8 protein-coding genes are annotated in these 13859 nt (G+C 60.7%); all 8 read left to right on the forward strand.

The annotated features are described in order from the left end of the window. The first annotated feature begins 375 nt into the window (after positions 1-375). The 8 genes from ACFFF7_RS02390 to ACFFF7_RS02425 all read left to right on the forward strand — a co-directional run bounded on the left by ACFFF7_RS02390 (position 376) and on the right by ACFFF7_RS02425 (position 13835). On the forward strand, positions 376-666 hold the full coding sequence (locus ACFFF7_RS02390) for a DUF3489 domain-containing protein (RefSeq protein WP_379479760.1): 291 nt from the start codon (positions 376-378) through the stop codon (positions 664-666). Then, positions 663-1088, forward strand: a complete 426-nt coding sequence (locus tag ACFFF7_RS02395) for a DUF2924 domain-containing protein (RefSeq protein ID WP_379479761.1) — start codon at positions 663-665, stop codon at positions 1086-1088. Before ACFFF7_RS02390 ends, ACFFF7_RS02395 begins: the two co-directional genes overlap by 4 nt. Further along, positions 1085-2749, forward strand: a complete 1665-nt coding sequence (locus ACFFF7_RS02400; protein WP_379479762.1) for a recombinase family protein — start codon at positions 1085-1087, stop codon at positions 2747-2749. The genes ACFFF7_RS02395 and ACFFF7_RS02400 overlap by 4 nt, the downstream gene beginning before the upstream one ends. 463 nt (positions 2750-3212) lie before the next feature. Beyond that, positions 3213-9566 carry a VCBS domain-containing protein gene (locus ACFFF7_RS02405; RefSeq protein ID WP_379479763.1) on the forward strand — a complete coding sequence of 2118 codons (6354 nt, stop codon included), beginning with the start codon at positions 3213-3215 and terminating at the stop codon, positions 9564-9566. Positions 9567-10210: 644 nt separating this feature from the next. Further along, on the forward strand, positions 10211-10843 hold the full coding sequence (locus ACFFF7_RS02410) for a tyrosine-type recombinase/integrase (RefSeq protein WP_379479764.1): 633 nt from the start codon (positions 10211-10213) through the stop codon (positions 10841-10843). Between the two features lie 252 nt (positions 10844-11095). Beyond that, positions 11096-11503, forward strand: coding sequence for a response regulator (locus tag ACFFF7_RS02415; protein ID WP_379479765.1), 408 nt, complete (start codon positions 11096-11098; stop codon positions 11501-11503). Between the two features lie 119 nt (positions 11504-11622). Then, positions 11623-12705 carry a sensor histidine kinase gene (locus tag ACFFF7_RS02420; protein WP_379479766.1) on the forward strand — a complete coding sequence of 361 codons (1083 nt, stop codon included), beginning with the start codon at positions 11623-11625 and terminating at the stop codon, positions 12703-12705. Between the two features lie 125 nt (positions 12706-12830). Next, positions 12831-13835, forward strand: coding sequence for a hypothetical protein (locus tag ACFFF7_RS02425; protein WP_379479767.1), 1005 nt, complete (start codon positions 12831-12833; stop codon positions 13833-13835). Positions 13836-13859 lie beyond the last annotated feature (24 nt).

Here is a 13859-nt window from a genome sequence, read left to right on the forward strand (position 1 = left end):
TCCATTCCGGCACCGAGAGAGCGCCACGCTGAGATTGACGCACTTGAAGACTGCTGAGGAGTTCTCATCACTTCACGCAAGCGTCCGCCAGCCAAATTACGTCAAACACCTCAAGTGACCTGTAGATAGCCGAACCGATAATACAATATACGTGACTACGGGGTCAGAGATTCTGACCCGTTCCTACGCGCTGTGTTCGCACTTTCGATCCACGCCCCCACAATCCATTGGACTTCCCCGCCGCGGCAAGCATTGGTGTGCCAAGCAAATCGCGGCCCGCATAACACTGGCCGCCACCCTGACCGACGCGATCGGCAGGGCCTTGGGCAGTGGAAGCAGCGATGGTCGCTGCTCCTGATCCAAGGAGACCCACACATGCCCCGCAAGATGGCCCGCGAGCCCAGGACCGCCACTACTCAGACTGACCCTGCCGCCGATACGACTGCCGCTTCGGTGCACCCGGAGAAGAACACCAAGATCGCGCTGGTCCGCACCCTGCTTGGGCGCGAAGAGGGCGCCACCCTGGCCGAGCTGACGAGCGCCACCGGCTGGCTCGCCCACACCGCCCGCGCCGCGTTGACCGGTCTCAGGAAGAAGGGCGCGGTGCTCGAGAAGAGCAAGCGCGGCGATTTGACCTGCTACCGCATCGTGGATGGCGGTCAGTGAGCCCCGCCACCCTCGACACTAAACTTGCCGCGCTGGCCGGTGCCTCGCCGGCGCAGCTGCGCGAGCAGTGGCTGGAGGTGACCCGTCGCCCCCTGCCCCGCGTCAGCCCGGGCCTGCTGCGCCTGGCCCTCGCCTGGGAGCTCCAGGCGAGGGTATCGGGCGGTCTGCCCCGGCGGGTCAGCCAGAAGCTCGAACAGATGGCTGCGGCGAAGACCAGCACCCGGGACATACAGCCCGGCATGCGGCTGGTGCGCGAATGGAACGGCAAGGTCCATGTCGTCACGATCGCTGAGGACGGGGCGATCCACTGGAACGATAGGGCATGGAAGAGTTTGAGCGAGGTCGCCCGCACCATCACCGGTACCCGCTGGTCAGGACCGGCGTTCTTCGGGCTCAAGACAAAAGCGGGACGCGCGGCATGATCAAGGTGCGCTGTGCGATCTACACCCGCAAGTCGAGCGAAGAGGGTCTCGAGCAGGATTTCAACTCGCTCCACGCCCAGCGCGAGGCCTGCGCCGCCTATATCCGCAGCCAGGCCAGCGAAGGCTGGACGCTGCTGGCGCGGGAGTATGACGATGGCGGCATATCCGGCGGCACGCTGGAGCGCCCTGCCCTCCAGTGCCTGCTTGGCGATATTGCCGCAGGACTCATCGACATCGTCGTGGTCTACAAGGTCGACCGCCTGACCCGCTCGCTCCTCGACTTCTCAAAGCTGGTCGAGACCTTCGACCGTCACGGCGTAAGCTTTGTCTCGGTCACCCAATCGTTCAACACCACCACCAGCATGGGGCGGCTGACGCTCAACATGCTGCTCTCGTTCGCCCAGTTCGAGCGCGAGGTCACCGCCGAGCGGATCCGCGACAAGATCGCTGCCTCCAAGGCAAGGGGCATGTGGATGGGCGGTGTGCCGCCGCTCGGCTACCGCCCCGATGGGCGCAGCCTGGCCATCGTCGAGGATCACGCCGCGCTAATTCGCAACATCTATGCACGTTACCTCGAACTCGGCTGTGTGCGCCGGCTGGCTGACGCACTTGAACGCCGCGGCGTGCGTGCGCCGCAGCGCGTGACCACCAAGGGCAAGGCCTACGGCGGCGGCGTGCTCTCGCGCGGCCAGCTCTACTTCATGCTCAGGAACCCCATCTATGCTGGCGACATTGCGCACAGGGACACGGTCTATCCCGGGCTGCACGAGGCGATCGTCAGCCGCGAAAGCTGGGCCGAGGTGCAGGACCTGCTTGCGCGCAACCGGCAAGGTCGCCGATCGGGCGGCCGGGCACAGAGCGAAGCGCTGCTTGCCGGGTGCATTGTAGATGCAGGCGGGCAGCCCATGGCATCTACCCACACCACCAAGGGGACCGTGCGTTACCGCTACTATGTCAGCAAGGACCTGCACCACCGCCGCGCCGCCGATGGCGTCCGTGTGCCGGGACGCGAGATCGAAGCGCTGGTCAAGGAAACCGCCGCCCAGCTGTTCGCCGAACCCTGGACACTGGTGGCAGAGCTGGGGATCCCGCCCTCCCCTGCGCTGATGCGGCAGCTGGGCGAGACCTGCGCCGAAGCCGCTGGCCAGCTCCGTTCGCGCCGCGGCGGACCGCTGCGGGAACTGCTGCGCGAGGTCAGGGTTCACGGCGACCGGCTGGAGATCGCGCTCAGCCGCCGGGCCCTTGCGCAGCAGCTTGGTGCAAGCGCGCTGGTTGCCGAGGAGACCGAGGACACTGCGCTCGTCCTCACCGCGCCGTACCGGCTGACGCGGTCCGGCAACACCCTGCGGCTGATCCAGGGCGACGGCGCCCGGATCAGCGCCGTACCCGACACCGCGCTGGTGCGGCTGATCATCCTCGCCCGGCAATGGTGGGACCAGCTTGCCCAGGGCGAGATCGACGTCACCACGCTGGCGGGTCAGGCCGGGTACACGCCGTCCTACGTCACACGGGTTGTGCGGCTGGCGTTCTTGTCGCCCAAGGTCGTCGAGGCGGTGCTGGCCGGCAGGCAGCACAGCAGGCTCAGTCCGGCGACGGTGCGGTCGAGTATCGAGCTGCCAGCGGCTTGGGCAGAGCAGGAGGCGATGTTTTTGGTTGGGTGATGTCAGCTACGTTGGACGGTCCTGACTGTCCGCTTCTGGCGGTGAAATGCCAAGAACGGACGTTTGTTGGTGTTTGAAACTCTCCTGCATTTCGAGACCAGCATTCCGAAAATCGGAGGGCCTCACTCTGAGCTACGCTCGTTGCTGCGGCGCGGGCGGGGTGGAGCCAATCCATTCTGCTCGCATTGTCATGGAACAGCTAAGTGCGAGTTGCACAATACGGTGAGAAGTTAGCGCAAAATTCCGTGCAGCAAGGACATAACTTCATCAGATGCCACGACAATTGGCAACGTGAGATAGCACTCGGCCGTAGAGAAATATTGCCGCGCAAATTTACCTTTCAGGGGAAAGATTGCAGACCTGAAAGGTGTGCGAAAGTGGGAATCCCTGACCTATAGGTGAACGTTAACTGACGTGTTAGTCGTTTCAGACTTGGGAGAATGCAAACAGGGGGCGAATCGCCATGCCGATCGATGGAACCACGGGTAACGACACGCTGACGGGTACTCTGGGCGACGATATCATCAACGGGCTCGGCGGGCGGGACACCATCAACGCGACCCAGGGCAGCGACGTTATTGACGGGGGAGCAGGCGGCTCAGACCAGATCAACGTCACGATGGGTAATGTCAGCTGGTTCGCGGCTGCTGCGACCGGTTCGCGTGCCTATTATCTCGACAATAGCCATCTGGGCAGTTCGGCAGGCGGGCTCGACACGACCTTCGTCAATGTCGAGCGCATTCGGTTCGATCTGCTCGGGACCGGAGATTTTGGCGACACGGTCGATGCCAGCGGGCACTCCGGGGTCTATTCGCTCGACCTGCGGCTCGGTAACGGCAACGATACGGTCTTTGGCGGCGCCGGTAATGAAACGATCTATGGGAGGGGTGGGATCAACTGGGTCGATGCCGGCGCGGGATCGGACACCGTATCTGCACAGTTCGATCTGGCCAGAGGCACGGTCATGGTGGTCACCGGATCGGGAAATCTTGTCCAGACTGCCCAGGGCGGGACAATCACCAACACCATCTACAATGCCGAGAGTATCTTTCTTGGCAACACCGTCGATGATCCGTTTGCGATCGACGGGCTGACCCGCACCATCGACGGTTCAGCCTATACCGGCACGGCCCAACTGCTGTTCTACGATCACAACGGCAACGATGTCTTCATCGGCTCAGGCGGAGCGGACGTCTTCAGCAACCTGTTCAACGCGACCGTGGGTGACGACACCTACACCGGCAACGGCGGCGCTGACATTTACGACTACACCGTTGCGATCAATGCGCTGAATCATGATGTCATCACCGATTTCGACAGCGACGACATCATCGATTTCCAGGCTAACGATGGATCGGTTGCTGGAGCGTTGCTGTGCAACGAGTGGCTCGGCGCGGCGGCGTTCAGCGGTGTTGCGGGTCAGTACCGCTATGCCAATGTTGGCAACCAGACGCTGATCCAGGTCGATGCCGACGGCGACGGCGCGGCCGACCATACGTTGACTCTGGCCAATGGCCGGTTCGTCATTGCCGAAACCGCGCCGGGCTCCAACCAGCTGCGCCTAGCCGGACTTGTAATTGACGGCACGTCGGGGCCCGACACCCTGACCGGCTCCATCGGCGACGATGTGATTACCGCACTTGGCGGGCGCGACATCATCAACGCAACGCAGGGCACCGACACTGTCGATGGTGGCAACGGCTTTGACCGGTTGATCATTGCGATGGGTGATGTCACGCGCTTTAACACGCCTGCTTCCGGTCCGCGTACCTACACACTTGACGACAGCCATGTTCTCAATGCCGAAGCCGGGCTCAACACCAGCTTCGTCAGTGTCGAGCAGGTCCGTCTCGACCTGCTCGGGACCGGCAGTTTCGGCGCTACGGTCGACGCGACGGCGCACTCGGGCAGTGTTTTGCTCGATATCCGTCTTGGTGGGGGCAGCAACTCGGTGCTGGGGGGAAGCGGAGGCGAGATCGTCTATGCGCGTAATGGGATAAACGCGATCGATACTGGCGGGGGCAGCGACACCGTCAACGCACAGATGGACCTGTCGCGGGGCACAACCATGCTGGTCACCGGATCGGGCAATATGGTGCAGATCTGGCAGAATGGCGTGGCGACCAGCACCATCTACAATGCCGAATTCATCGGTTTGAGCTACAATGTTGACGACGTTTTTGCGGTCGACGGGCAGACACTCACGGTCGATGGGTCAGCCTACACCGGATCAGCCCAACTGGGGTTTACCGATCACAACGGCAACGACGTTTTCATCGGTTCGCACGGCGCGGATTTCTTTGGCAACTTCTTCAACGCGACCGTCGGGGACGACACCTACACCGGCAACGGCGGCGCTGACATTTACGACTACACCGTGGCGATCAACGCGCTGAACCACGATGTCATCACCGATTTCGACTTCGACGATACGATCGATTTCCAGTTCAACGACGGCAGCACGCCGGGCAGCTTGCTGTGCAACCAATGGATTGGCGCCGCCGCGTTCAGCGGCGTGGCGGGGCAGTACCGCTATGCCTTTTCTGGCAACCAGACGCTGATCCAGGTGGACACCGATGGCGATGCGGCGGCCGATCATACCCTGACCCTGTCCAACGGTCGGTTGATCATGGCCGAAACCGCTCCGGGTTCCAACCAGCTGCGCCTGGCCGGGCTGGTGCTCGACGGGACTTCGGGCCCCGATACGCTGACTGGTTCTGCCGGAAACGATGTGATCAATGGCCATGGCGGCCAAGACACAATAAATGCCGGGGACGGCGACGACACGATCATTCTGGACACCCAGCCCAGCAACAACTCGAGCCTAAATGGCGGAACGGGATACGATACCCTGGTCATGGTCCCCAGCGGTAATATCGGCAGCGCGAACGGTGGGCGGCTGACGCAATACCAGGTCTATACGTCCTCGCTCTCCAGCATTGAAGCGCTCTCGTTTGTCGGCAATTCGGGCGATATCAATTCGTTCGTCATGCTCGAGCAGCAGCGTGCCGCATCTGGGCTGACGACACTTGTCGGCAGCAGCGGGCGCGACCTGTTCTACGACATCGTTTTCAGCGCCGGCACCTACACGATGCCGGTGATGAACCTGCTCAACTGGAACACCAACGTCAGCGACCCGAATGCCGATTTCATCGCCCTTTATGCCAGCAGCGCCGGCGACTATGTGTTGAATGCACGGGATAATTTTGGTGCTCCGCAGGTGCTACAAGGCAATTCCGGGAACGACCTTCTCAACGGATCGAACGGGACCGACCTGCTCTACGGCAAGGGTGGAACCAACACGCTGCACGGCAATGCTGGTAGCGACTTGCTCTATGCGGAAAACACCACGTCATACGCCGGCGTCTCAACCACGCTGACCTTTGCTGGCAACCTGTTCGACGGCGGTAGCGACGACGATTCGCTGCTGGTTGGCGGGCGCGTCGATTTTCAGGGCACCCTGGTGTCGATCGAGCGGATCTACCTGCAGGCCGCCTATGCTGCAGCGCCAGGCGGAGACGGATTGGCGGCAGCCTACCTGCTGTTGTCCGGCAGTGCGGCGCTGAGCCTGGCTGCCAACACTCAGGTCAATGGTATCGGCACGGTAGTCATCAATCTCGATGCCGGCTCGACCAATCTCGACATCTCGGGCTGGGTTTCCAACCTGCCGGGAACGATCAACATCTTCGGCAATGGTGACGACGCCGTCATTCAGGTTCGCGGTACGGCAAGCGACGACACGATCCGGGCCACCAATGCGGGCGATTCGCTGTTCGGGAATGACGGCAACGATACGATTTACGCCAATGGCGGCAACGATATGATCCGTGGCGGAGCGGGCTCCGACACAATTTACGGTGGCGACGGCGACGATTTCCTGATGGGCGGGTTCACGCGCGATATCGTCCAGCCACAGTCCGGCGACCTTGGCGATTTCCTGTCTGGCGAAGCAGGCAATGACCGAATCCGTGGCGGCGATGGCGACGACACGTTGCTGGGTGGCAGCGGTGACGACAACCTGCGCGGCGATGCTGGAAACGATACGATCGACGGCGGTGAGGGTTTCGATCAGGTGGGCTACAATTTCAGTAACCAGTCCACGGGCGTTTCTCTTGACGCAAGGGCGATCCATGCCGGATCCGATATCCAAGCCATGGCCGATGGTTTCGGCGGTACGGACTTGTTGAGCAACGTTGAGTGGATCAGCCTTTCAGGATCCCTGACGGACGACATCCTTTACGGGTCGACCACGCTCGTCAACGAGCTGATCGGAAACGGCGGGAACGATCAGATAACCGGCGGCAATGCGAGCGATTTTATCGACGGCGGCGCTGGCTTTGACAACGTGTCGGGCGGTGACGGCAACGACCAGATTTTCGGCGGGGCAGACGGCGATTTCCTCGCGGGCGGTAGCGGCGACGATTACATCGATGGCGGGGACGGGTACGATTTGCTGTTCGTCGACGCAAACAGCCAGACCGGACCGACTATACTCGATTACAGCGCACTTGATGGGAGTACAGGACCGCACAGTTTCAGCGACGGCCTCGGCGGAACAGACACAGTTCTGAGCGTCGAACAGACGATTATCATCGGCGGAAGCGGCGGCGGCAACATTGTTGGCGGCAGCGGTGTTCAGAACCTCCTCAGCGGGAACGCCGGCAATTATGTGTTTACTGGCGGCAACCTGCATGACGAGATCTACACCCATTTGGGTGACGATATCGCCTATGCAGGCAATGGCGACGATCTGGTCGAAAACGACGGCGGCACCGATCACCTCTATGGCGGCGCCGGCTTCGACACCCTGCAGGTTCAGGGCGAGCAGAGCGAATATATCCTGACTTACCTTGGCCAAGGGCGCTGGCTTGTCACGCCGACCGGATCGGCAGCGTTGAAAGACGGCATAAGTTACCTCGAAGGCGTTGAGCAAGTGCGCTTCGCTGCCTGGGAAACCGGCAACAGCAGCACAGTGCAGCTTTATTCCAACGCAGCTCCGATCGCCCAAGGCCTGAGCATTAGCGGCGCCGAGGATACGGTAGTCGGCGGTCAGGTCAGCGCGACCGACATTGACCTCGATGGGCTCACCTATGCCGTGGTCAGTGGTCCCGCACACGGCACCCTGTCTTTCAACACCGTAACCGGTGTCTTCAGCTACACCCCCGATGCCAACTATTTCGGGCCAGACAGTTTCACGTTTACCGCTAACGACGGCGCGCTCGATAGCGCGGTGCAGGCCGTCAACCTGACTGTGACACCGGTCAACGATGCCGCGGTGATTGGCGGACAGACAGCGGCGACGGTGGCTGAACTGGCCGGAACGAGCGGTTCGACGCAGGCCAGCGGAGCCCTGACCGTCAGCGATATCGACAGTCCTGCCACTTTCGCCGCGCAGGCCGTCAACGGAACTTATGGCACATTGACGATCAATGCGGCCGGGGCCTGGACCTACGTCGTCAACAACGCCAATCCTACTGTAAACGCTCTCAACGTCGGGCAAAGCCTGACTGACACGGTAACAGTGCAAAGCGCCGACGGCACGACCCAGACGATCACGTTGACCATTGCCGGGGCCAACGATCCGGCCGCGTTCGGCGGGCAGATTAGCGGTTCGGTGACCGAACTGTCGGGCCTGACTGGCACGTCGCAGACCAGCGGCACGGTGACGGTCAGCGACGTCGACAGCGCAAGCGGTTTCATCGCTGGTTCGCGGTCTGGGACCTACGGCACGCTGACGATCAATGCTGCAGGGGCGTGGAGCTACGTCCTGAACAACGCCAATGCGACGGTCGACGGGCTCAGTGCCGGCCAGACACTGACAGATACGATAAACATCCAGAGCGCCGACGGCACATTGCAGGCCATTTCGATCTCAATCGCCGGAGCCAACGACCTGCGCACCGGAACCGGCGGGGCGGACACATTGACAGGTACTGCGGGCAACGACACCCTGCAGGGCCTTGGCGGGAACGATACGTTGAGCGGCGGGCTCGGCAACGACACGCTCGACGGCGGCAATGGGGTCGATACCGCGTCCTATGCTGGTCTGTTGCAAGGGGTAACGGTTAGCCTGGCCCTTGCCGGCGCCCAGAATACCAGTGGCGGCGGAAGTGATACGCTGATCTCGATCGAGAACCTGATCGGCACGGCCCAGGCCGACACGCTGACCGGTGACAACAGCGCCAATGTGCTGACCGGCGGCGACGGCGGCGATCTGCTCGATGGCGGCAACGGCAATGATACGCTCGACGGCGGCAATGGCATCGACACGGCCAGTTTCGCCTCGTCGACGTCGAAGGTTACTGTCAATCTCGGCACGGGTAGTGCCAGCGGGGCCGGAAACGACACGCTGATCGGTGTCGAGAACGTCATCGGCTCGGCCTTTGCCGACACCCTGACCGGCGGCACCGGCGTCAATGCGATCAACGGCGGGCAAGGCAATGACCGGATCAGCGGCGGCATCGGGGCCGACTTGCTGACCGGCGGCCTGGGGGCCGACACCTTCGTCTACGCAGCAGGCGAATCGACGGTGACCGCGGCCGACACGATCACCGACTTCAGTCCCACCGCTGGCGACCGGATCGACCTGTCGGCGATCGACGCGATCATTGGCGGCAAGGACAATGCCTTTAGCTTCATCGGCAGCCAGGCGTTTCACAACGTCGCCGGCGAACTGCGCTTCGATGCGTCGAACAGTGGCTATACAATCGTGCAAGGCGACACCAACGGCGACGGTCTAGCCGATCTGCAGCTCGTCCTTCAATGGGCCAGCGTGGCATCGCCGCTGACGCCAATTGCTGCAGACTTCATCTTGTAGAAACGGCTGGACGGCAGGCCGCTAAATCTTGAGCAGCGGTAAATGGGCGCAAATGGCGTTGACGAGGCATTAAGCGCAATTTCTGAGGATATGGACGTTGCTTCAATGCTCCCTCAAAATTCGAGACCTGCGCGGTATCAAAAGGCGATAATTCGGTTTTGTAAGATCGCCTTACAGACGAGCTGAGGAAATCAAAGATCGCAATTTTGAATTTGCAACGTGTCTGAACGAACGACAGCTGTTAAGCGCTTTTCGAATGCAGTTGCATGTCAGCTAAGTCAGCGATCCCGGCGCTTCCCGCTGGCCTGTTCAAGGTTGACTTTGGGCAAAAAGATGGCGGCCTCCGAGAGGAAACCGCCATTTTGAAGTCGGGGACTCTTGCCTTACTTGAGTCCATCGGGTCGCAAAAATCGCGATAGCAGGATGGCGACAGAAAACAATTGTATAGACTCGACAGGACTACACCAGACCGAGTTTGGGACACCAAAGAGGACGATCGTAAATCTCTATTGCGTCTGCACCGATGGCAGATTGCATGTGGCGTTGCAGGATTGCCCAGCGGCGGCAATGTTCGCGGATTCGGCAATCTGGCAATCACTACGGCGCATTCTCTTGATGGCCATTCCGGCCATCGGAGAAATGTCATGGGACATTCAGACCTTGACCCCGCCGTGCACGAGCGGCGCCCCTGGAACGATGGGCTAAATGTTGGGCCCAAACGCCCCCTCAAGCCTAGGGATATTTGGGCCATTCGGTTCTTTCTCGATGAACACAAGCGCATGCGAGATCGAGCGCTTTTCGATCTGGCGATCGATAGCAAGTTGCGTGGTTGCGATCTCGTGAAGCTCAAGATCGGCGACGTAACCAGCGGCGGGCAGATCCGAAATCGGGCAACGATTATCCAGCAAAAGACTGGCAGACCAGTTCAGTTCGAGATCATGACCGAGGCTCGAAGGAGCCTGGAAGCCTGGTTGCAGCGCCGAGGTGGCATGATTCTCGATTTCGTGTTCCCGAGCCGCATCGACTACATGGGCCACCTCAGCACCAGGCAATATGCACGGCTAGTTGATGAATGGGTCGAGACGATCGGTCTCGACAGGCGCGAATATGGCACGCATTCGATGCGGCGAACAAAGGCGTCATTGATTTACAAAGCGACGGGGAACCTGCGAGCTGTGCAGATCCTGCTTGGCCACACTAACATCGAGAATACCGTTAGATACCTTGGCGTGGATGTTGATGATGCGCTCACTCTGTCAGAGCGGACCGACATCTAAGAAGCTTGTCGGCCTCTGGCCTCGCTGGAGGCCGGCAATTAGCAAACGGCGTTGGAACCTGCCCGTCCGGACACGACAACATTGCGGACGCTCAGATGTCTTGCTGCTACGGAGCATTTGGCCCGGAAAAGGCAAGGGCACCCTCGCCAGCTCGTTCGCGAAGGCTGGGCAAATTCATCTAGCCTTTTAATCGATCGATGAAACAAATGCGCCGGTCGTGTGTTTGATCGCCGAGCGGAGAACCATGAAGTTATGTCGGCGTTGCTGCCAATCCTTGTCGTTGAAGACGAGGCACTGATTCGCATGGAGCTGGTGGCGATGTTGCTTGAAGGCGGCTTCACTGTCGAGGAGTGCAGTGACGGTGCCGATGCAATCGCCCAGATCGACAAGGCGTCCGACCTCCAGGGCCTGATCACCGACATCAAGCTGGGCAACGGACCCGACGGCTGGGCTGTCGCACATAACGCCCGGCGAAAGTTTCCCAACCTGCCGGTGGTTTATGTAACGGGTGACAGCGCCGGCGATTGGAGCGCAGAAGGCGTTCCTAATAGCCTGATCCTGAAGAAGCCCTACGCCGAAGCGCAATTGATGACTGCGATCGCAACCCTGTTGATCGAGGCTGTGCCGCAGCGCTCGCAAGAAAACCCAAGTACCGATTGAATGCGAGGTTCTCAGCGATCGATGCTATGATCGCCGCGTTCTGCGAGCCTTAGGCGGCGCGAAAGGCAACCGGGTATGACTTTCGCTGTGCGAGTCTCCGGTCTCCGAAGGCTTCGGCCATGGAATTTTTTACGCGTTTTGATCCTGAAAGCTCCAGCAGCCTGGGAATGGCACTGGTCGTTTCGTCAGCCACCCCGCTGCTGCTGCTCGACGAGCAGCTGGTTGTCCGGGCCGCCAGCGAGACGTTTTGCCGCACTTTCGATCTGCATATCGATGCGGTGGTCGGAACGTCGCTGTTTGCGCTAGGCAAAGGTGAATGGAACAAGCCCCAGCTGCGCACCTTGCTTGAAGCAACCGCTAACGGGCGCGCTGCGATCGATGCTTATGAGTTCGAACTGAAGCAGGCAGACAAGCCGGATCGGGCCTTGATCCTGACCGCCCATGCGCTCGACCACGTCGATAACGATGCAATGCGGCTGGTTCTCGCCATTTTGGACAACACGGCGATGCGCGATGCCCAGAATGCGGTTCGCGTCCAGGCTCAAAAGAACGATGCGTTGGTTCAAGAGAAGCAGGTCCTGCTGCAGGAACTGAATCACCGCGTCGCCAACAGCCTGCAGATCATCGCCAGCATCCTGATGCAACGCGTCAGAAGGGTTCAGTCGGAAGAAGCCCGAGCGCATCTGCGCGAAGCCCATAATCGGGTAATGTCGATTGCCACCCTGCAACGCTTGCTGGCCTCGAACGCGGCAGGGGCAGTCGCCTTGAAAGACTACCTGAACGATCTATGCGCAAGCATTGGCGCATCGATGATTGCCGACCCAGGCAGACTTACCCTGAACGTTACCTCAGACGACAGCGTCATGAGCCCGGACCAGTCGGTAAGCGTGGGGCTGATCGTGACCGAGCTGGCGATCAATGCACTCAAGCATGCATTCCCTGATGCAGCGCGACAACATTGCCGGATCGACGTGGCATTCGCCGCCAATTCTTCCGGCTGGGTCCTTACCGTGTCTGATAACGGCTGCGGGTTGCCGCATGATCATGGCGATTCCAAGCCCGGTCTGGGGACCGGGATCGTCAACGCGCTGGCTGCGCAATTGTCGGCTACCATAGTTGTCACCGACAACGGACCAGGGACCAGAGTGACGGTCTCACATGTTGCGACTATCGTTCGGCCAGCTCCTACCGAAGTGGTCTGAGAGTCCACTAACCCCCGACATTGGTGCCGTTGCAGACCGTCCGCACAGGACAACGAAGCGGACATTGCGAATTGGACTTGGCAGCCTTAGAGGCGCGCCATTCCTAAGTTCGTCATGGGGCTATAATGAAATTTCCAATCGTAGTGCTGGTGGGCGTAGCTTTGCTCGGCCCGTCACCAGCCCTTGCCCATCACACTGGCCCGACCGGCATTGGAGGAAATGGGGGAGGCCTTACTGTCCAGGGTCCCGAAACGATCGAGGCCGGCAAGGGTGCGGTGGGTTTCCAGCTTACGTATCTGCGCACCAAGCAGCGCTCTGCAACCGAGCTTGAGGACTTGGCCGCACTGGACATTCATGCCCACGATACCGACTACATCGCGACCGCGGTGATTGGCGCAGCCTACGGCGTTTCGGATCGCCTGACCCTTATTGCCGAACTGCCCTACCTTCGCCGTGCAGGTCTGCGAGAGGGTGAAGCCCTGCCAGTGTCAGGCGTCAACGACCTTGGAAATATCTCTAGCCTTGGCGACGCCAGCATACTCGCTAAATACCGCCTCGTAGGCTCTGACATTAGCGGGGCCGCGTTGATCGGCGGGATAAAGCTACCGACCGGATCAACCGATCGGATGAGCCGCGTCGGTGAACTGCTTGAGACCGAGCATCAACCGGGCAGCGGTAGTTGGGATTACTACCTCGGCGGTGCTGCCGGAACAGAAGTCGGCTGGGTAAGCATCGACGCGAGCCTACTCTATCAATTCTCTACCTCGGGTGCGCAAGCTACCCGCTTGGGAGACCGTCTGCAGGGAGGCGTGGCACTTTCGCATCGCTTCGGACCAGCCGAGCACCACCACGACCATGCTGGCGGAGCGGACAACGAAGAGCATGCGCACCAATCCTGGGATGCTTTCGCCGAAGCTACGGTTGAATGGGAGGGCCGCCAGAAGGTCGCCGGTGTCGTTGAAGAAGCAACGGGCGGCACCGCCATCTGGATGACTGCGGGTTCACGCCTCAATGCAGCCTCGGGATATTCAGTGACCGTCGCAGCAGGTGTTCCGATTTGGCAGGACATCCGGCCTTCGCATGCTGACAACAGGTATCGGTTCACGCTCTCGCTGGCCAAGGCATTCTAGCGTCCGGCTTCCCCGACCAAGCGG

The sequence above is a fragment of the Novosphingobium aquiterrae genome, assembly GCF_042434435.1.
In the GTDB taxonomy this organism is placed as follows: Bacteria; Pseudomonadota; Alphaproteobacteria; order Sphingomonadales; family Sphingomonadaceae; genus Novosphingobium; species Novosphingobium aquiterrae.